This is a genomic window from Streptococcus oralis (genome assembly GCF_021497885.1).
Lineage (GTDB): Bacteria > Bacillota > Bacilli > Lactobacillales > Streptococcaceae > Streptococcus > Streptococcus oralis_BQ.
On record NZ_CP046523.1, the window covers coordinates 584,710 to 605,849 of the forward strand.

At 41.9% G+C, this 21,140-nt stretch carries 18 protein-coding genes and 1 pseudogene; all 19 read left to right on the top strand.

All coding sequences use genetic code 11. The features are described 5' to 3' along the window. Window positions 1–159: 159 nt before the first annotated feature. The 19 genes and pseudogenes from GOM48_RS02905 (at window position 160) to GOM48_RS02995 (ending at window position 21,129) form a co-directional block, all read left to right on the top strand. Complete coding sequence (locus tag GOM48_RS02905) at window positions 160–1,203, top strand: D-alanine--D-alanine ligase (protein ID WP_235098258.1); 1,044 nt, start codon at window positions 160–162, stop codon at window positions 1,201–1,203. A gap of 83 nt (window positions 1,204–1,286) precedes the next feature. Continuing rightward, entirely contained in the window at window positions 1,287–2,660 is a 1,374-nt protein-coding gene (locus GOM48_RS02910) for a UDP-N-acetylmuramoyl-tripeptide--D-alanyl-D-alanine ligase (protein ID WP_235098260.1), read from the top strand. Next, complete coding sequence (locus tag GOM48_RS02915; RefSeq protein ID WP_235098262.1) at window positions 2,647–3,258, top strand: NUDIX hydrolase; 612 nt, start codon at window positions 2,647–2,649, stop codon at window positions 3,256–3,258. Before GOM48_RS02910 ends, GOM48_RS02915 begins: the two co-directional genes overlap by 14 nt. Window positions 3,259–3,453: 195 nt before the next feature. After that, the gene (locus tag GOM48_RS02920; protein WP_235098265.1) at window positions 3,454–4,158 is read left to right on the top strand and encodes a TIGR02206 family membrane protein; all 705 of its coding nucleotides are present in this window, start codon (window positions 3,454–3,456) and stop codon (window positions 4,156–4,158) included. A gap of 237 nt (window positions 4,159–4,395) precedes the next feature. Next, window positions 4,396–5,772 (top strand): cell division protein FtsA, encoded by a 1,377-nt coding sequence (ftsA, locus tag GOM48_RS02925; protein ID WP_235098267.1) that lies wholly within the window; start codon window positions 4,396–4,398, stop codon window positions 5,770–5,772. A 16-nt stretch (window positions 5,773–5,788) separates the two neighbouring features. Next, window positions 5,789–7,045, top strand: a complete 1,257-nt coding sequence (ftsZ, locus tag GOM48_RS02930; protein WP_125394622.1) for a cell division protein FtsZ — start codon at window positions 5,789–5,791, stop codon at window positions 7,043–7,045. A gap of 3 nt (window positions 7,046–7,048) precedes the next feature. Next, window positions 7,049–7,720, top strand: coding sequence for a YggS family pyridoxal phosphate-dependent enzyme (locus GOM48_RS02935; protein WP_235098269.1), 672 nt, complete (start codon window positions 7,049–7,051; stop codon window positions 7,718–7,720). 9 nt (window positions 7,721–7,729) lie between these two features. After that, window positions 7,730–8,263, top strand: a complete 534-nt coding sequence (locus GOM48_RS02940; protein WP_000053360.1) for a cell division protein SepF — start codon at window positions 7,730–7,732, stop codon at window positions 8,261–8,263. Beyond that, window positions 8,263–8,523, top strand: a complete 261-nt coding sequence (locus GOM48_RS02945) for a YggT family protein (protein WP_000576497.1) — start codon at window positions 8,263–8,265, stop codon at window positions 8,521–8,523. The genes GOM48_RS02940 and GOM48_RS02945 overlap by 1 nt, the downstream gene beginning before the upstream one ends. Continuing rightward, window positions 8,520–9,311: an RNA-binding protein gene (locus GOM48_RS02950; protein ID WP_235098271.1), complete on the top strand. Its 792-nt coding sequence runs from the start codon at window positions 8,520–8,522 to the stop codon at window positions 9,309–9,311. The genes GOM48_RS02945 and GOM48_RS02950 overlap by 4 nt, the downstream gene beginning before the upstream one ends. A gap of 8 nt (window positions 9,312–9,319) precedes the next feature. Next, window positions 9,320–10,204 carry a DivIVA domain-containing protein gene (locus GOM48_RS02955; protein WP_321159613.1) on the top strand — a complete coding sequence of 295 codons (885 nt, stop codon included), beginning with the start codon at window positions 9,320–9,322 and terminating at the stop codon, window positions 10,202–10,204. A 254-nt stretch (window positions 10,205–10,458) separates the two neighbouring features. Beyond that, window positions 10,459–13,251 (top strand): isoleucine--tRNA ligase, encoded by a 2,793-nt coding sequence (gene ileS / locus GOM48_RS02960; RefSeq protein WP_235098272.1) that lies wholly within the window; start codon window positions 10,459–10,461, stop codon window positions 13,249–13,251. Between the two features lie 337 nt (window positions 13,252–13,588). Continuing rightward, window positions 13,589–13,966: pseudogene (locus GOM48_RS02965) on the top strand (hypothetical protein). A gap of 188 nt (window positions 13,967–14,154) precedes the next feature. After that, window positions 14,155–14,847, top strand: a complete 693-nt coding sequence (locus GOM48_RS02970; RefSeq protein WP_235098274.1) for a phosphoglycerate mutase — start codon at window positions 14,155–14,157, stop codon at window positions 14,845–14,847. A gap of 120 nt (window positions 14,848–14,967) precedes the next feature. Continuing rightward, window positions 14,968–15,669, top strand: a complete 702-nt coding sequence (locus tag GOM48_RS02975) for an ABC transporter ATP-binding protein (protein ID WP_235098276.1) — start codon at window positions 14,968–14,970, stop codon at window positions 15,667–15,669. After that, entirely contained in the window at window positions 15,665–18,370 is a 2,706-nt protein-coding gene (locus GOM48_RS02980; RefSeq protein ID WP_235098728.1) for an FtsX-like permease family protein, read from the top strand. Before GOM48_RS02975 ends, GOM48_RS02980 begins: the two co-directional genes overlap by 5 nt. A gap of 144 nt (window positions 18,371–18,514) precedes the next feature. Continuing rightward, a complete protein-coding gene (rpsO, locus tag GOM48_RS02985; protein WP_001018251.1) occupies window positions 18,515–18,784 on the top strand; it encodes a 30S ribosomal protein S15 in 270 nt (89 codons plus the stop codon). A 541-nt stretch (window positions 18,785–19,325) separates the two neighbouring features. Further along, window positions 19,326–20,372, top strand: coding sequence for a FecCD family ABC transporter permease (locus GOM48_RS02990; protein ID WP_084948942.1), 1,047 nt, complete (start codon window positions 19,326–19,328; stop codon window positions 20,370–20,372). 1 nt (window position 20,373) lies between these two features. Next, window positions 20,374–21,129, top strand: a complete 756-nt coding sequence (locus GOM48_RS02995; protein WP_084948941.1) for an ABC transporter ATP-binding protein — start codon at window positions 20,374–20,376, stop codon at window positions 21,127–21,129. Window positions 21,130–21,140: the final 11 nt, after the last annotated feature.

Genomic DNA, 21,140 nt, shown 5'->3' on the forward strand with positions numbered 1-21,140 from the left:
AAACTCAAATTCATTTATACAAAAATCAAGGAGACCGATAGTTGTTTTATCGGTCTCTTTTTAGATTTATTGAAGACCAGTATCATGTTCAAGTTTCAAAAAAGAAGCAAATATGATATACTAAAGAACGAGTATTCTATTAGAATTAGGACAAGCAATATGAAACAAACAATTATTCTTTTATACGGTGGGCGTAGTGCAGAGCGTGAAGTCTCTGTCCTTTCAGCTGAAAGTGTTATGCGTGCGGTCAACTACGATCGTTTCACAGTCAAGACTTTCTTCATCAGCCAGTCAGGTGACTTTATTAAAACACAGGAATTTAGCCAGACCCCAGGTCAAGAAGACCGTCTCATGACCAATGAAACTATTGATTGGGATAAGAAAATAGCGCCAAGTGCCATCTACGAAGAAGGCGCAGTGGTCTTTCCGGTTCTTCATGGTCCGATGGGAGAAGATGGCTCTGTTCAAGGATTCTTGGAAGTTTTGAAAATGCCTTACGTTGGTTGTAACATCTTGTCATCCAGCCTTGCCATGGATAAAATTACGACTAAGCGTGTCTTGGAGTCTGCCGGGATTGCCCAAGTACCTTATGTGGCTATCGTCGAAGGTGATGATGTGACTGCTAAAATAGCTGAAGTTGAAGAAAAACTGACTTATCCAGTCTTCACGAAGCCGTCAAATATGGGTTCAAGTGTCGGTATTTCTAAGTCTGAAAACCAAGAAGAACTCCGTCAAGCCTTGGAGCTTGCCTTCCAATATGACAGCCGTGTCTTGGTAGAGCAAGGGGTGAATGCCCGTGAAATCGAGGTTGGTCTCTTGGGCAACTACGATGTGAAGAGCACGCTTCCTGGTGAAGTGGTCAAGGATGTTGCCTTTTATGACTACGATGCCAAATATATCGATAACAAGATTACCATGGACATCCCAGCCAAGATTAGTGATGATGTAGTAGCTGTCATGCGTCAAAATGCTGAAACAGCCTTCCGTGCGATTGGTGGACTTGGTCTGTCTCGTTGTGATTTCTTCTATACAGATAAGGGCGAGATTTTCCTAAACGAGCTTAATACCATGCCAGGTTTCACCCAGTGGTCTATGTATCCACTGCTTTGGGACAATATGGGGATCAGCTACCCAGAACTAATCGAGCACTTGGTTGACCTTGCTAAGCAAAGTTTTGACAAGCGCGAAGCGCATTTGCTATAAAATGAAAGAGAGGGTAGAAGCCGGAACTATCACTGCATGGTGACTAGAGTTCTTGGACTTCAACCCTTTTTAAAGGAGTAGAAATGAAATTAACAATCCACGAAGTTGCCCAAGCTGTTGGAGCTAAAAATGATGTTAGTCTTTTTGCGGACGTTCAGTTAGAAAAAGCTGAGTTTGACAGTCGTTTGATTGGGACAGGTGATTTGTTTGTGCCACTTAAAGGAGCGCGTGACGGTCATGACTTTATCGAAACAGCTTTTGAAAATGGTGCAGTAGTAACCTTGTCTGAGAAAGAGGTTGCAAATCATCCCTACATTCTAGTAGACGACGTTTTGACTGCCTTTCAAACCCTCGCCGCCTACTATCTTGAAAAAACGGCAGTTGATGTCTTTGCCGTTACGGGTTCAAATGGTAAGACAACGACCAAGGATATGTTGGCGCATTTACTGTCAACAACCTACAAGACCTACAAAACTCAAGGCAATTACAATAACGAGATTGGTCTTCCTTACACAGTTCTTCATATGCCAGATGATACTGAAAAATTGGTCTTGGAAATGGGGCAGGATCACTTGGGGGATATCCATCTCTTGTCTGAATTGGCTCATCCTAAGACAGCCATTGTGACCTTGGTTGGAGAGGCTCATTTGGCCTTTTTCAAAGACCGTTCTGAGATTGCCAAAGGAAAAATGCAGATTGCAGATGGTATGGCTTCAGGTTCTTTGCTTCTGGCACCAGCTGACTCGATTGTAGAGGACTACTTGCCTACAGATAAAAAGGTGGTTCGTTTTGGGCCAGGAGCAGAGCTGGAAATCACAGACTTGGTTGAGCGCAAGAATAGTCTGACCTTTAAGGCCAATTTCTTGGAGCAAGCCCTCGATTTGCCAGTGACAGGTAAGTACAATGCCACCAATGCTATGATTGCTGCTTATGTGGCTCTTCAAGAAGGAGTGTCAGAGGAGCAAATTCATCAGGCCTTTCAGAACCTAGAATTGACCCGCAATCGTACTGAGTGGAAGAAAGCAGCCAATGGAGCAGATATTCTGTCTGACGTATACAATGCTAATCCAACAGCTATGAAGTTGATTTTGGAGACATTCTCTGCCATCCCAGCCAACGAAGGAGGCAAGAAAATCGCTGTCTTGGCAGACATGAAGGAACTCGGAGACCAGTCTGTCCAACTCCATAACCAGATGATTTTGAGCCTATCGCCAGATGTGCTGGATACCGTTATTTTCTACGGAGAAGATATTGCGGAATTAAGCCAGCTGGCTAGTCAAATGTTCCCAATCGGTCACGTTTTCTACTTCAAGAAAACAGCTGATGAGGACCAATTTGAAGACCTTGTCAAGCAAGTCAAGGAAAGCCTCGGTGCCAATGACCAAATTTTGCTTAAAGGCTCTAACTCCATGAATCTAGCCAAGTTGGTAGAAAGTTTAGAAAATGAATGCAAGTGATTTTACCAAGTATCTGCAAAGAATGCTAGCCATTACGGATACTGGATTAACCTTCACAAAAGATCCTTTTGACTGTGAGCGATACGAGGATTTGCGTGCGATCTTATCTGATATTTTGAGAGAAACTACAGAACTAAAGCAAGAGGAAGTAACAGAGCTCCTGAGACCAACTTCCGCTTACGCAACTCCTCTGATGGACGTCCGTGCTTGGATTGTTGAGAATGAAAAAGTATGTCTAGTCAGAGGACAAGGAGAGGAAAGTTGGGCTTTGCCAGGTGGATTTGGTGAAGTCGGCTACTCTCCAACCGAAAATATTCTCAAAGAAATTAAAGAAGAAACCGGTTTTACAGCTAAAGTTGAAAGGTTACTTGCAGTTTTTGACACCAATCGTTTCCAACTTCAGAGCAAACAATATGCAAAGTTTGTCTTTGAATGTAAGCTTCTTGACGGACGATTTCAAGAAAATCAAGAGATTGCTGACCTTCAATTTTTTGCCATTGACCAACTGCCAGCCTTGTCTGAAAAACGCATCACCAAGGAGCAGATGGAGATTCTTTGGCAGGTTTATCAGGGACAAAGAGAGCAATATATTGATTAGGTTATGCTAGAGAAATCTGCAAATCAAAAAAGGGTGTTTGTAAGATGCATTTCTGCGATACAAATGATATAATAGGTTGCGAATTTAAGCAGCAAGGATTCTATGCATGGTATAGAGTCAAGCTTTTTCAAAAAATTTTAAAAGCTAGAATAGTGAGCTTTCTACTACTCTGGCTAGATGAACGAGGAATAGAATATGAATTTGTGGGAACAATTATTTACCACACAGATATCAGAACCGCCCCAGTTTGAACTCCACTGGTATATTGGTTTGTTATGTTTACTGGCTCTTACTTTCTATATTTCTTATCGTTACCGCGACAAGGTGGCTTACCAGCGCTTCATTCAGATCCTTCAGTCACTTCAACTGATTGTTCTGTATAGCTGGTATTGGGGCAATCAAATGCCCCTATCAGAAAGTTTGCCCTTCTATCATTGCCGTATCGCCATGTTTGTTATGCTCTTGATTCCAGGGACTTCCAAGTACAAGCAATACTTTGCCCTTCTAGGAACTTTTGGAGCAACCGCTGCTCTGGCATACCCACTCTTTGACCCTTATCCGTTCCCGCACGTGACCATCCTGTCCTTTATCATCGGGCACGTGGCACTTTTGGGGAATGCGCTCCTATACTTGTTTAAGAATTATGAAGCTTCCCTGCTCAATTTGAAAAATGTGACAGTGATTACATTTTCTCTAAATGCCTTGATAGGAGTTGTCAATTTGGTTGTAGGTGGAGATTATGGGTTTTTAAATAAACCACCATTAGTGGGGAATCACGGACTATTGGCGAATTACATCATCGTGTCCAGTGTGTTGGTAGCAGCTATCAGCTTGACTGCAAAAGTACTAGAGGTCTTTTTGCAACAAAGAGCAGAAAAAATGATTCAAGAGAAAGCTTAAAAAGGCCTTCTCTTTTTTTTGATTAAATATGCAAAATATAGCTGTAAGGATATAAAAATAATGATTGCTCCTGAGAAAAATTGTTTAAAAGACTTTTACAAAAAACCTAGAGGAAATTTATGAAAAACTAAGCACGATTGGATTTTTTGTGTTATAATATTTTGTGAATAGCTGTGTCTCGTCACAGTTATTGAAAATAGAAGTGAGAAACTTGGAAGACAGAGAGGACGCAATGTAATGACTAGAGATGGTTTTTTTACAGGCTTAGATATCGGAACTAGCTCCATCAAAGTGCTGGTTGCCGAACATAGAGATGGTGAAGTAAATGTAATTGGCGTTAGCAATGCCAAGAGTAAAGGTGTCAAAGACGGGATTATCGTTGATATTGAGGCTGCTGCTTCAGCAATTAAATCCGCAATTTCCCAGGCAGAAGAGAAGGCAGGAATTTCAATCAAGTCTGTCAATGTTGGTTTACCAGCAAATCTCTTGCAGGTTGAACCAACTCAAGGAATGATTCCTGTAACATCAGATACAAAAGAAATTACAGATCAAGACGTAGAGAATGTTGTCAAATCAGCTTTGACTAAGAGCATGACGCCTGATCGTGAAGTGATTACTTTCATTCCAGAAGAATTTATCGTAGATGGCTTCCAAGGTATTCGTGACCCTCGTGGCATGATGGGGGTGCGTTTGGAAATGCGTGGCTTACTTTACACAGGACCTCGTACCATTCTTCATAACCTTCGTAAAACCGTGGAGCGTGTGGGAATTCATGTTGACAACGTCATCATCTCACCATTAGCGATTGTAAATTCAGTTCTCAATGAGGGGGAACGTGAGTTTGGCGCGACAGTGATTGATATGGGTGGTGGACAGACTACAGTTGCAACTATTCGCAATCAAGAATTGCAATTTACAAATATCTACCAAGAAGGTGGAGAATATGTCACTAAAGACATTTCCAAAGTCTTAAAAACTTCCCAAAAAATCGCAGAAAGTTTGAAACTCAACTATGGTGAAGCTTATGTTCCACTAGCAAGTAACGAGACTTTCCAAGTTGAAGTCATTGGTGAAGTAGAACCCGTTGAAGTGACAGAAAGTTACTTGGCAGAAATTATCTCAGCACGTATCAAACATATTTTTGATCAAATTAAACAGGAGTTAGACAGAAGACACTTGTTGGATCTACCAGGTGGTATCGTTCTGATCGGCGGAAATGCGATTTTGCCAGGAGTTGTCGAATTGGCGCAAGAAGTGTTTGGTGTTCGAGTGAAACTCTATGTGCCAAATCAAGTGGGAATTCGCAACCCTGCTTTTGCACATGTAATCAGCTTGTCTGAGTTTGCAGGTAAATTGACAGAAGTGAATCTTCTGGCTCAAAAGGCAGTCAGAGGAGATGAATTCCTTCGCCAAAAACCAATTAATTTTGGTGTTTCAAATCAAAGTGTGACACCAACTATACAATCAACTCCAGTGCAACCAGCTACTGCAGCAACTGAAATCACACCTGACAGTGGCCTTGCTCCAAGAGACGAATTCCAAGCAAGTTCTCAAGATAAACCGAAATTAACAGACCGTTTCCGTAGCTTGATCGGAAGCATGTTTGATGAATAAAAGAGGAAAAGAAATTATGACATTTTCATTTGATACAGCAGCTGCTCAAGGTGCAGTTATTAAAGTAATTGGTGTCGGTGGAGGCGGTGGTAATGCTATTAACCGCATGATCGACGAAGGTGTTTCAGGCGTAGAATTCATTGCGGCGAACACAGACGTACAAGCCTTAAGCAGTACAAAAGCTGAAACAGTTATCCAACTTGGACCAAAGTTGACTCGTGGTTTGGGTGCTGGAGGTCGACCTGAGGTTGGTCGTAAGGCTGCTGAAGAAAGCGAAGAAGCATTGACAGCAGCGATTAGCGGTGCAGACATGGTCTTTATCACTGCTGGTATGGGTGGTGGATCTGGTACAGGAGCTGCCCCTGTTATTGCACGTATTGCTAAAGATTTAGGTGCCCTTACAGTTGGTGTTGTGACACGTCCTTTTGGCTTTGAAGGAAGCAAACGTGGTCAGTACGCTGTAGAAGGAATCAACGAACTTCGCGAACATGTTGATACTTTGTTGATTATTTCAAACAACAACTTGCTTGAAATTGTTGATAAGAAGACACCGCTTCTTGAAGCTCTTAGCGAGGCAGATAACGTCCTTCGCCAAGGTGTTCAAGGGATTACAGACTTGATTACCAACCCAGGTTTGATCAACCTTGACTTTGCCGATGTGAAAACTGTCATGGCAAACAAAGGGAATGCCCTTATGGGTATCGGTATTGGCAGTGGAGAAGAGCGTGTCGTTGAAGCAGCTCGTAAAGCGATTTACTCACCACTTCTTGAAACAACCATTGACGGTGCTGAAGATGTCATTGTCAACGTTACTGGTGGTCTTGATTTGACCTTGATTGAAGCAGAAGAAGCTTCTGAAATCGTCAATCAAGCAGCAGGCCAAGGAGTGAATATCTGGCTTGGAACCTCTATTGACGAAAGCATGAAAGATGAAATTCGTGTAACAGTTGTAGCGACTGGTGTTCGTCAAGAACGTGTAGAAAAAGTTGTTGGTTCTTCAGTAAAACAAGCGGCTCGTCGTGAAGCTTCAAGACAATCGCACCCTCAAAATTTTGATCGTCATTTTGACCTAGAAGATACAGCAGAATTACCAAAACAAAGCCAACGACGCTTTGAAACAAGTCAATCTTCTGCTTTTGGTGATTGGGACTTGCGCCGTGAATCAATCGTTCGTCAAACTGATTCAGTCGTATCACCTGTAGAACGTTTCGAAGCACCGACTTATCAGGACGAAGATGAGTTGGACACACCTCCATTCTTCAAGAATCGTTAATCAATGGATTTGAAAAAAAATACAGAGTTCGTTTTTCAGCAGGTCGCTGAAGCTAGCCGAGAAGCCAATCGTGATCCAGCTTCTGTTTCCATTATTGCAGTGACGAAATATGTGGACGTAAAAACAGCGGAAGCCCTGCTTCCCCTGGGTGTTCATCATATTGGTGAAAATCGTGTTGATAAATTTTTAGAAAAATATCAGACGTTAAAAGAATTCCCTGTCACTTGGCATTTGATTGGGACGCTACAAAGACGGAAGGTCAAAGAAGTAATCCCTTTTGTGGATTACTTTCATGCTTTAGATTCCTTGAAATTGGCACAGGAGATTCAAAAGAGAACAGATCATGTTATCAAGTGTTTCCTACAGGTCAATATTTCAGGAGAAGAAAGTAAGCACGGTTTTTCAAAAAAAGAATTACTAGAACTTTTGCCGGACTTGGCTCAGCTAGATCAGATTGAGTATGTTGGTTTGATGACCATGGCTCCTTTTGAGGCAGATTCTGATGAATTGAAACAAATTTTCAAGAAAACTCAGGAACTGCAAGCAGTGATTAGAGAAAAACAGATTCCTAATATGCCGATGACAGAGTTGAGCATGGGGATGAGTCGTGACTATAAGGAAGCGATTCAATTTGGTTCGACCTTTGTTCGAATCGGCACAGCATTTTTTAAATAGGAGAGATCTATGTCTTTAAAAGATAGATTTGATAAATTTATAGATTATTTTACAGAAGATGGGGAAGAAACAACTGCGACTTATCAACCTCAGGATGAGCAGATGATTGCTTCATCGAGTTCAGCTTCTAAAGAACTGCCAGCGCAGTTTCAATCAACCACTTCAAAAGATGCAAACATCACTCGCTTACATGCTCGCCAACAAGAATTGGCTATGCAAAGCCATCGTACAGATGAAAAAGTAACGATTGATGTTCGTTATCCTAGAAAATATGAGGATGCAACAGAAATTGTGGATTTATTGGCTGGAAATGAAAGTATCTTGATTGACTTCCAGTACATGACAGAGGTTCAGGCTCGTCGTTGTCTAGACTATCTGGACGGTGCCCGTCATGTTTTGGCAGGTAATCTGAAAAAAGTTGCGAGTACAATGTATTTGTTGACACCAGTCAATGTGGTTGTGAATATTGAAGATATCAAGTTGCCTGATGATTCTCAAAGTGCAGAATTTGGTTTTGATATTAAACGAAGTAGAGCGAAATAATGATTTTTCTAATTCGTCTGATCCAAAATGCAGTGAATATCTATTCCCTGCTTTTGTTAATCTATGCACTCCTCTCTTGGTTTCCAAATTCTTATGGTAGTTCACTAGAACGTTTACTGGAAAAGCTGATTAGACCGATTGTTGATCCACTTCGCCGTTTACCTTTACAATTTGGAGGTTTGGATTTATCCATTTGGCTGGCAATCTTAATCGTCCGTTTTTTGGGTGACAGCTTGATTCGTTTCTTGTTGATACTATGATGACAAATAAAGCGATTTACCAGCACTTTTCTCTTGATGATGCTCCTTTTATTGATAAGGGATTAGAGTGGATCAAGCGGGTGGAAGATACCTATACTCCTGTCCTCACTGCTTTTGTCAATCCGCATCAGGAACAGATACTGAGGGTTTTGGCTGGGACCTATGGACTGGGCTGTGTGAGTAGCGGAGAATATATCCATACGGAATTTGTCCGTGTCCTTCTGTATCCGGACTATTTCAGTCCGACACTGTCAGATTTTGAAATGGCATTGCTAGAGATCCGTTATCCAAGTAGATTTGAAAAACTGACACATGCAAAGATTTTGGGGACAATCATCAATCAACTAGGAATTGATCGTAAGCTCTTTGGTGATATCTTGGTAGATGAAAAGAGAGCACAGATTTTTGTCAATCGTGATTTTATCCCTCTGTTTCAGGACGGGATACAAAAGATTGCCAGACTACCTGTGTCGCTGGAGGAATGTCCTTTCACCGATAAAATCATATCTGAGATCAATTACCAAGAACAAGAGATTTTGATTTCCAGTTTTCGTTTGGATGCCCTCTTATCAAGTGCTTTGAAATTATCCAGAAAGCAGGCTAGTCAACTCATAGAGAAAAAATCTGTTCAGGTAAACTACCACCCCATTGAAAAATTAGATTATCTAGTAGCTGTAGGGGATTTGATTAGTGTGAGAAAGTTTGGTCGTCTGAAGATTGTCAAAGAAAATGGGCAAACTAAAAGGGATAAGATAAAACTGACTATCCAATTATTATTAAGTAAGTGAGGAAAAGTATGCCAATTACATCATTAGAAATTAAAGATAAAACCTTTTCTACGAAATTCAGAGGGTTTGATCCAGAAGAAGTAGATGAATTTCTTGATATTGTTGTTCGTGATTACGAGGACTTAGTTCGCAATAATCACGAAATGGAAAGACACATTAGAAGTTTAGAAGAGCGCTTATCTTACTTTGATGAGATGAAGGATTCGTTGAGCCAGTCTGTTTTGATTGCTCAAGATACGGCTGAACGTGTAAAGCAAGCTGCTCAAGAGCGCTCAAACAATATTATTCAACAGGCTGAGCAAGATGCCCAGCGTCTCCTTGAAGAGGCGAAATACAAGGCTAATGAAATCCTACGTCAGGCAACAGATAATGCTAAGAAAGTAGCTGTTGAGACAGAGGAATTGAAAAACAAAAGCCGTGTATTCCATCAACGCCTCAAGTCTACAATTGAGAGCCAGTTGGCCATTGTCGAATCTTCAGATTGGGAAGATATTCTTCGTCCGACTGCGACTTATCTCCAAACAAGTGATGAAGCCTTCAAGGAAGTCGTAGGTGAGGTCTTGGGAGAAGCTGTTCCTTCGCAACCAGAAGAAGAGCCGATTGATGTGACTCGCCAATTTTCACCTGAAGAAATGGCTGAGTTACAAGCCCGCATCGAAGCAGGTAACAAAGAATTAGCTGAGTTTGAAGCTCAGCAGGCTAACAGTCAAGCGGAAAGTCATGTGTTAGACATCAATACGGTTGTAGAAGAGATACAGTCTCATTCAGTTGAACCACAACATGACGATTCAGAAATGATGACAGAGTATTTCTCAGTATCGCCATCAGCAACTGGAACTGCTTCTTCAACTACTAGACATGAAGCACAACAAGAATCCGTTACAATATTATAAGAAATAAATGTGAGAACAATATCTGGCCAACTATATTTCCAGCGAGTAGGAGATGGTGTGAGTCCTGCAATCCCTAGTGGTCAGATTATCCTCTCAAGTAATCCAGTCTGAAAGCAGTAAGATTGGACGTTCCCCACGTTACGGGAAAAGAGGAAAAGAGACTTTGTCTTTTTTCGAACAAAGGTGGTACCACGATTTTCGTCCTTTTTAGCGATTCGTGGTTTTTAATTTGTCTATATAATAAAGGAGATATAATGAAACTCAAAGATACCCTAAATCTTGGAAAAACTGAATTTCCAATGCGTGCTGGACTTCCCACTAAAGAACCACTATGGCAAAAAGAGTGGGACGAAGCGAAACTTTACCAACGTCGTCAAGAATTGAACCAAGGAAAACCGCATTTCACCTTGCACGATGGACCTCCCTATGCCAACGGAAATATCCACGTTGGACATGCTATGAACAAGATTTCTAAAGATATTATTGTTCGTTCAAAATCGATGTCAGGTTTTTATGCGCCTTATATTCCAGGTTGGGATACACATGGTCTGCCAATCGAGCAAGTTTTGGCAAAACAAGGTGTCAAACGCAAAGAAATGGACTTGGTTGAGTACTTGAAACTTTGCCGCGAGTACGCTCTTTCTCAAGTTGATAAACAACGTGAAGACTTTAAACGTTTGGGTGTTTCTGGTGACTGGGAAAATCCTTATGTGACTTTGACTCCAGACTATGAAGCGGCTCAAATCCGTGTCTTCGGTGAAATGGCTAAAAAAGGCTATATCTACCGTGGTGCCAAGCCAGTTTACTGGTCATGGTCATCTGAATCAGCTCTTGCAGAAGCAGAAATTGAATATCATGACTTGCTTTCAACTTCCCTTTACTATGCTAACCGTGTCAAAGACGGAAAAGGTGTCCTAGATACTGATACTTACATCGTTGTTTGGACAACTACTCCATTTACCATTACAGCATCTCGTGGGTTGACTGTTGGTGCGGATATCGATTACGTAGTCGTACAACCAGCTGGTGAATCTCGTAAGTTTGTGGTTGCTTCAGAATTGTTGACTAGTTTGTCTGAAAAATTTGGCTGGGCTGATGTTCAGGTCTTGGCAACCTACCGTGGTCAAGAATTGAACCATATCGTAACAGCTCACCCTTGGGATACGGCTGTAGATGAGTTGGTAATCCTTGGTGACCACGTTACGACTGACTCTGGTACTGGTATCGTCCATACAGCCCCTGGTTTTGGTGAGGACGACTACAATGTCGGTGTTGCTAACGGTCTTGAAGTTGCTGTAACAGTTAACGAACGCGGTATTATGATGGCCAATGCTGGCTCTGACTTTGAAGGTCAATTCTATGACAAGGTTGTACCAACTGTTATCGAAAAACTTGGTAATCTTCTCCTTGCGCAAGAAGAAATTTCTCACTCCTATCCATTTGACTGGCGTACGAAAAAACCAATCATCTGGCGTGCAGTACCACAGTGGTTTGCCTCAGTATCTAAATTCCGCCAAGAAATCTTGGATGAAATTGAAAAAGTGAAATTCCACTCAGAATGGGGTAAAGTACGCCTTTACAACATGATTCGTGACCGTGGCGACTGGGTTATCTCTCGTCAACGTGCTTGGGGAGTTCCTCTTCCTATCTTCTACGCTGAAGATGGCACACCAATCATGACTGCTGAAACGATCGAGCACGTGGCTCAACTCTTTGAGGAACACGGGTCTATTATCTGGTGGGAGCGTAATGCCAAAGATCTCTTGCCAGAAGGATTTACCCATCCAGGTTCACCAAATGGCGAGTTCAAAAAAGAAACAGACATCATGGACGTATGGTTTGACTCAGGTTCGTCATGGAATGGAGTGGTGGTCAACCGTCCAGAACTCAAATACCCAGCTGACCTCTACCTTGAAGGTTCTGACCAATACCGTGGTTGGTTCAACTCATCTCTTATTACATCTGTTGCCAACCATGGCGTGGCTCCTTACAAACAAATCTTGTCACAAGGATTTGCCCTTGATGGTAAAGGTGAGAAGATGTCTAAATCCCTTGGGAATACCATTGCTCCAAGCGATGTTGAAAAACAATTTGGTGCGGAAATCTTGCGTCTCTGGGTAACAAGTGTGGACTCAAGCAACGATGTGCGTATCTCTATGGATATCTTGAGCCAAGTCTCTGAAACTTACCGTAAGATCCGTAACACCCTTCGTTTCTTGATTGCCAATACATCTGACTTTAATCCAGCTCAGGACGCAGTCGCTTACGATGAACTACGTTCAGTTGATAAGTACATGACCATCCGCTTTAACCAGCTTGTGAAAACGATTCGTGATGCTTATGCAAACTTCGAATTCTTGACAATCTATAAGGCCTTGGTGAACTTTATCAACGTTGACTTGTCAGCCTTCTACCTTGACTTTGCCAAAGATGTTGTCTACATCGAAGGTGCCAAATCACTCGAACGTCGTCAAATGCAAACTGTCTTCTATGACGTTCTTGTCAAAATCACCAAACTCTTGACACCAATCCTTCCTCACACAGCAGAGGAAATCTGGTCATATCTTGAGTTTGAAGCTGAAGAATTTGTGCAATTGTCAGAATTGCCAGAAGCGGAAACTTTTGCCAACCAAGAAGAAATCTTGGATACATGGTCAGCCTTCATGGATTTCCGCGGACAAGCTCAAAAAGCCTTGGAAGAAGCGCGTAATGCAAAAGTTATCGGGAAATCACTTGAAGCACACTTGACAGTTTATCCAAATGAAGTGGTGAAAACTCTTCTTGGAGCAGTAGATAGCAATGTGGCTCAACTTTTGATCGTGTCAGAATTGACCATCGCTGAAGGTACAGCTCCAGAAGGCGCAGTTAGCTTTGAGGATGTTGTCTTCACAGTTGAACGTGCTGCAGGTGAAGTATGTGACCGTTGCCGTCGTATCGATCCAACTACTGCAGATCGTAGCTACCATGCAGTCATCTGTGACCATTGTGCAAGCATCGTAGAAGAAAACTTTACGGATGCGGTCGCAGAAGGATTTGAAGCAAAATAATCAGAAAGAGACTGAGAAAGGTCGCTAAAATCATAAAAACGCATAATATCAAGAGTTCAAGTGCTTTGATATTATGCGTTTTATCATGGGAAAATTTACTAGTCCATTTCCTAAAATGAAGTTCTTCCTGTCCTGTACGTGTAGATGGTTAACATAATCTAGTATTCAGTTTTCTCATGATTTTATATTTGCTAATAATTATAAAAGAATTATGGAGCTTAAAATTCTTTAGAGAGTTTAAAGGGTATTAATATTCATTATAAAATTTTATAGAAATGTTTAATTTTTATTGAAATTATGATTGAATAATACCTATAAAAATTTTAAGGAGATTATTATGAAAACAAATACACTTGCTCGTGTTAACGCTATTTTGGTCTTATTCAGGAATTGTATTGCTTTTAGCGCCAGTCATCATGTTTATGATGGCTGTTGGAGCTGCTGCAGCGACTGAAGACTCAGATGTAACACTTGGAACATTGACAGGGATTTCAATTATTTTGTTATTGGTTTAAATTGCTGTTTTGGTGTTGGGAATTGTTGCTATTGTTTATTATAAAGATGATGAACGTGTTACGAATGCACCTTCTGTTTTGCTCATTGTAGTGGTGCGGTCGGTTTGATTCCACTTTTGGGATGGGTAGGTGGAATTCTAACCATTATTGGTGGTTCACTCTACTTTGGAACATTGAAAAAATTTGTAATTGAAGAGTAGTAGTTTTTTAATTATTTAGGAGAGACTGCTTCATTTTCTGTTGAGAACAATTATGATAATATAATAAAGAGAAGGCTGAGAAGCTCTTCTCTTTTTCGTTGATTTTCACTAGCTTTTTTGTGAAAAATTGTGTAAAATGGAATAGATAAACGAGGACAACCTCGAAAAATAAAAGGAGAATCCATCTAATGGTAAAATTGGTTTTTGCTCGCCACGGTGAGTCTGAATGGAACAAAGCTAACCTTTTCACTGGTTGGGCTGATGTTGATTTGTCTGAAAAAGGAACACAACAAGCGATTGACGCTGGTAAATTGATCAAAGAAGCTGGTATCGAATTTGACCAAGCTTACACTTCAGTATTGAAACGTGCGATCAAAACAACAAACTTGGCTCTTGAAGCTGCTGACCAATTGTGGGTTCCAGTTGAAAAATCATGGCGCTTGAACGAACGTCACTACGGTGGTTTGACTGGTAAAAACAAGGCTGAAGCTGCTGAACAATTTGGTGATGAGCAAGTTCACATCTGGCGTCGTTCATACGATGTATTGCCTCCGGCAATGGACCGTGATGATGAGCACTCAGCTCACACTGACCGTCGTTACGCTTCACTTGACGACTCAGTAATCCCAGATGCTGAAAACTTGAAAGTGACTTTGGAACGTGCCCTTCCATTCTGGGAAGACAAAATCGCTCCAGCACTTAAAGATGGTAAAAACGTATTCGTAGGAGCTCACGGTAACTCAATTCGTGCCCTTGTAAAACACATCAAACGCTTGTCAGACGACGAAATCATGGACGTGGAAATCCCTAACTTCCCACCATTGGTATTCGAATTCGACGAAAAATTGAACGTGGTTGCTGAATACTACCTTGGAAAATAATCTATAAACATAAAGCCTAGGAATTCCTAGGCTTTTTTGTATTCGCTCCTAGTTTTCAACTAGTTGAAAAAGCGTTATAATGATAATAGGAAGCAATTTGTTTGAGAGAAGGTGTGTCTGATGGCTTATATTGAGATGAAACACAGCTACAAGCGTTACCAGGTTGGGGATACGGAGATTGTGGCTAATCGCGATGTGAATTTTGAAATTGAAAAGGGGGAGCTGGTTATCATACTTGGTGCTTCAGGTGCTGGAAAATCAACTGTTCTCAATCTCCTAGGAGGTATGGATACCAATGATGAGGGGGAGATTTGGATTGATGGTGCCAATATTGCCAACTACACTTCGCACCAACGAACAAACTACCGTCGTGAAGATGTAGGTTTTGTTTTTCAGTTTTACAATCTAGTCTCCAATCTGACAGCCAAGGAAAACGTGGAGTTGGCCTCGGAAATCGTAGCGGATGCCCTAGATCCAGAGCAAGTGCTAAAAGACGTAGGGCTAGGTCATCGCCTGAATAACTTTCCAGCCCAGCTTTCTGGAGGGGAGCAACAGCGAGTCTCCATCGCACGCGCTGTAGCCAAAAATCCTAAAATTCTCCTCTGTGATGAACCGACGGGTGCCTTGGATTATCAGACGGGGAAGCAAGTCTTGAAGATTCTCCAAGACATGTCACGTCAAAAAGGAGCGACGGTGATTATCGTGACCCACAATGGCGCGCTAGCTCCTATTGCAGATCGGGTGATTCACATGCGCGATGCCACGGTTAAGAGCATGACGATCAATGAGCGTCCGCAGGATATCGATACCTTGGAGTATTAGCATGAAAAAAACATATCGGAAAGACCTATTTCAGTCAGTGACGACTTCAAAGGGACGCTTTGTTTCTATCTTGACCTTGATGATGCTGGGTTCTTTAGCTCTAGTTGGCCTCAAAGTGGCCAGTCCAAACATGGAACGTACGGCAGAAGATTATCTCCGTAAAGCCAATACTCTGGATCTGGCCGTGATAGCTGATTATGGCTTGGACAAAGAAGACCAAGACGAACTAAAGACACTTCAAGGAGCGAGTGTTGAGTTTGGCTATATGGCAGACCTAACCGTTGAAAATAGTGAAGAAGCGGTTCGACTTTATTCCAAACCAGAGAGCATTTCAACCTTTCAAGTGACAGAAGGGCGACTGCCAGAAGCTGGTGAGGAAATTGCCCTAGCCGACTTCTGGAAAGACCGCTATCAGATTGGGCAGACCATTACCTTTACTAAGAAAGAAGAAAAGTCCGTCGTAAAATCCCAAACTTTCACAATTACTGGATTTGTTCAGTCGGGCGAGATGCTTTCTCAAAAAGATTTAGGAAGTGCTAGTAGTGGAAATGGAAGCTTGGCTGGCTATGGAGTGATTTTACCCAGTCAGTTTGATACAGAAGTCTACAGTATTGCGCGTGTGCGCTATGATGATTTAAAAAATCTGGATGCTTTTTCATCAGACTATAAGGCCAAACGAACCCAACATCAGGAAGAGTTGCAAGATTTGCTTGCCGATAATGGTCAAAAAAGATTGGCAAGTATCAAAGCAAATGGGCAAAAGAGCCTAGAAGAGGGCAAAGAACAGCTCCAAACAGCAGAAGGTAACCTTCAAAAAGGAAAGAGTCAGTTAGAACAGGCCGAAAGTCGCTTGAAAACGCAAGAAGAACAAGCGACCGCTTTACCAGAACCGCAAAAGAGTCAAATCGAGGGACAGCTGACAAAAGCTAAGGAAGAATTGGCGACTAAAAAAGAAAAACTGGCTCAGACGGAGAGTGATCTATCTAAGGAAAAATGGAAGCTAGAACAGCGTCAGAAAGAGCTTGATGAACTGGCAGAGCCGAAATACCACGTATACAATCGTCAAACCATGCCAGGGGGTCAAGGTTATCTCATGTACAGTAATGCATCGTCAAGCATTCGATCAGTCGGGAATATCTTCCCCGTTGTGCTTTATATGGTCGCTGCAATGGTGACCTTTACAACGATGACTCGCTTTGTAGATGAAGAGCGTACCAATGCTGGTATTTTTAAGGCTCTAGGTTACCGGAATCGAGATATTGTTGCCAAGTTTGTCCTCTATGGTTTTCTTGCAGGAACTGTGGGGACCGTTATAGGAACACTTCTTGGACATTATCTCCTTGCAGGAGTGATTTCGGATGTTATAACAGCAGGAATGGTCGTTGGTAAAAGCCAGGAGTATTTTTACTGGTCTTATAGCCTCCTTGCCCTAGCCTTGAGTTGGGTATCCAGTGTCTTGCCAGCTTATCTGGTGGCGCGGAGGGAATTACACGATGAAGCAGCCCAACTCTTGCTTCCCAAACCTCCCGTTAAGGGAGCAAAGATTTTACTGGAACGCCTGAGCTTTATTTGGAGTCGTCTGAGTTTTACTCATAAGGTTACTGCGCGAAATATTTTCCGTTATAAGCAACGAATGTTGATGACCATTTTTGGAGTTGCAGGTTCAGTTGCTCTCTTATTTGCAGGTCTGGGCATTCAGTCTTCTGTGGGAGGGGTTGTGGAGCGCCAATTTGAACAAATTCAGCAATACCAGATGATTGTAGCGGAAAAGAGCAGTGCAACGGAGCAAGAAAAGGCCGATTTAGAAAGTGCCTTGCAAGCGGACCGTATCCATGCTTACCAAAAGATTTACTCTAAATCCATTGAAAAAGATTTCAAAGGAAAAGCAGGACTTCAAACGATTACCATGATGGTTACTAGTGGCGAAGACTTCAAACCCTTTATCACATTAGAGGAAAATGGGCGAGAGGTGCAGGTCACTGATGGAGCGGTCGTGAGTCAAAAATTAGCCCAACTAGCAGGTGTTACGATTGGAGACAAGCTGGAGCTTGATGGGAAGGAAATTAAGGTCGCGGCTATTTCTGAAAACTATGTTGGACACTTTGTTTATCTCAACCGAGCGACTTACGAACAAGTCTATGGCACCAGTCCACAAGACAATACCTACCTAGTAAAATTAAAAGACCCAACACCTTCCAATACGGAGAAAGAAGCTGCTACCTTCATGGAAAAAGCTGCTGTTTCTGGGGTCATCCAAAATGCAACGGCCATCCATCTCTTTGAATCCGTGGCTAGTTCGCTCAATAAAACTATGGCAATCCTTGTCCTTGTTTCCGTCTTGCTAGCCATTGTTATTCTTTACAATCTCAATAATATCAATGTGGCAGAACGTATCCGTGAACTTTCGACTATCAAGGTTCTCGGTTTCCACAATAAAGAAGTGACCCTCTATATCTACCGCGAGACCATGGTGCTGTCCTTTGTGGGGATTGTTCTCGGTTTGGTAGCTGGTCACTATTTACATCAATTTTTGATTCAAATGATTTCACCAGCCGCTATACTCTTTTATCCACAAGTCAGCTGGGAAGTCTATGCTCTTCCAATCGTCGCAGTGACTGTGATTTTGACTTTACTAGGTCTCTTTGTCAATCGCCACTTGAGAAAAGTGGATATGCTTGAAGCCCTGAAATCAGTAGAGTAATTCAAACTTTTAAACAGTAAATCAGTTGACAAAGTCCCTGCTTCTTGGTAGAATAAGAACTGTCGTAAAGACAAATAACTTCTTCTTGGTCACAGGCATGCCAACCTGTCACTCGGATGAAGCCAAATAAAAAGGAGAAACATCATGGCAATCTCAAAAGAGAAAAAAAATGAAATCATCGCACAATATGCACGTCACGAAGGTGATACAGGTTCAGTAGAGGTTCAAGTTGCTGTCCTTACTTGGGAAATCAACCACCTTAACGAACACATCAAACAACACAAAAAAGACCACGCTACTTACCGTGGATTGATGAAGAAAATCGGTCGCCGTCGTAACTTGCTTGCATACTTGCGTAAGAACGACGTTAACCGTTACCGTGAGTTGATCAACTCTCTAGGACTTCGTCGCTAATCTTACGTCTAAAACGTTTCTATACTTCGTTGCCTTCGCCTCGATGTACCATCAGTACAATCTTCGGCTTGTCGCCTAGTCTATAAACGTTTTATCCAGCAAGAATAAAGCTCTCTGATTTCAGAGAGCTTTTTATGTTGTTACCATACCTCAATATACTCAAGTATAATCTTCGGTTATGTTTCCTAGCACTGTAAGGTAAAATAAACCAGATATGTCTCCCTTCGGGGAGATTTTTTGTTACACTAAAATTTTCGTACAATCTTCGGCTTGTCGCCTAATCTATAAACATTTTATCCAGCAATAAATAGGATGCTAAGGGAGTTAAAAATCCGTATGAAAATAGGGAAACGACACAGTGTTCGATGAATACAAGGAGTTTCGTCTTTTTCGCTAGGATTTTAGCCCGAGCTCAAATCAGCTCTCTGATATCAGAGGGCTTTTTCTATATATATTTCTATCCTTGTTCATCTAATGAAAATATGGTATACTTTTTATGAGAATTTTCTAAATTTTTAAGATTCTATCAAAGGAGGTTTGCATGCTTTCCAAATTTTCTGGAAGCCGACGGGACCTGCAATTTGTGTTGTTTTTGGTTATTTTGCTAAGTGTTTTAGGAATTTCCCTCTTTCTAGCTGTTTCTATGGGGTCTGTTGCGATTGATCTAGGAGATACCTATCGGATTATTTTGAGCAGATTGGGGATTCCTCTTGAGATAGGAGAGGTTTCCAAGTCTACTCTTGCTATTGTATGGAACATGAGATTCCCCCGAGTATTGTTAGGTCTGATAGTAGGGGCTGGACTTTCTATGTGTGGTAGCGTGATGCAGTCTACAGTGAATAATCCTATTGCTGAGCCCTATGTCTTAGGAATCTCTGCGGGTGCAACTCTAGGGGCAACTTTGAGCATCATTCTTGGCTTAAAAGTGATGATTAGCCTTGGAGCTTTTCTTGGAGCTATTTTGGCAACAATTGCTGTCCTCATCATTGCCTCTATGCAGGGCAGGATGACAACTTCCAGTCTAATCTTATCAGGAACGGTGGTCAATGCCCTTTTTCTGGCATTTTCCAACTTTATTATCTCAGTTGGTGCTAATGCTGACAGTGTGATGACCATTAAGTTTTGGACCATGGGCTCGCTTGCTGGGACTACCTGGGCAGACTTGGTCCTGCCAACTATAGTAGTAGGAATGGCCTTTCTATTTTTCTCTACTCAGTATCGTGTTTTTAATGCGATGATGATGGGAGATGAGGCTGCTTTAACTTTAGGGATTCCCTTACGCTTTTATTGGTATCTTTATGTGACCATGGTAGCTGTGCTGACAGCAGTCTTAGTAGCAACTTGTGGGATTATTGGATTTGTTGGTCTAATTACTCCTCACTTAGCTCGAGGGTTAGTAGGAACGAATTACAGGAGACTTTTTCCCGTTGCGACCTTACTGGGTGCCCTCTTTGTCGTCTGGGCAGATGTACTCTCTCGTGTCGTCATTCCAAATGCCGAGTTGCCAATTGGTATTTTCACAGCCTTGGTAGGCGCTCCCTTCTTTATCTATATTGTTGGTGGTAGGCGAAGGGAGGTGAGGGTCTGATATGGACTTGATTTGTCAGGATATCCACTTTGGACTAGGAGAGAAAAAAATCCTCAAAGGAGTTTCTCTTAAGGTTGAGGGGCATCAATTTCATACGATACTTGGGCCAAATGGAAGTGGAAAAACCAGCCTGCTTAAACTCCTCTATCGTCAGGAAAAGGCGGACAAAGGCTTGATAAGTTTAGATGGAAAGCCACTGGAGCATTGGTCACTCAAAGAAACAGCCAAGCAAATGGCAGTTGTCACCCAGTTTAATCAATTGCAGTTTGATTGTACAGTTGAGGAAATCGTCTTGCTGGGAAGAACGCCCCACCTCTCTTTTCTACAGAAGGAAAGGGAAAGGGATTATGCCCTCGTTCAAGATGCTCTCGTCAAGGTGGATATGCTTGAGAAGAAAACTCGTCTCTATTCGTCTCTTTCAGGGGGAGAGAAACAACGAGTCTTATTAGCCCGCGCCTTGGCGCAAGAACCAACTCTCTTGCTCCTGGATGAACCAACCAATCACCTGGATATCAAGTATCAGCTAGACTTGTTGGCCATTGTGAAAAATCTCAAGGTCAATGTTCTAGCTGTCCTACATGATATTCAACTTGCTTGTCGCTATTCGGATTATCTCTATCTGATGAAAGAGGGAGAAATCCTTTACCAAGGGACTCCAAAGGAGACCATCACCCCTGAGTCATTGAAAACTGTATACGGAGTTCAAAGTCAGGTTACTTGGACAGAGGATCAGCAAGCCATGATTCACTATTTATAAGAATGAAAAGG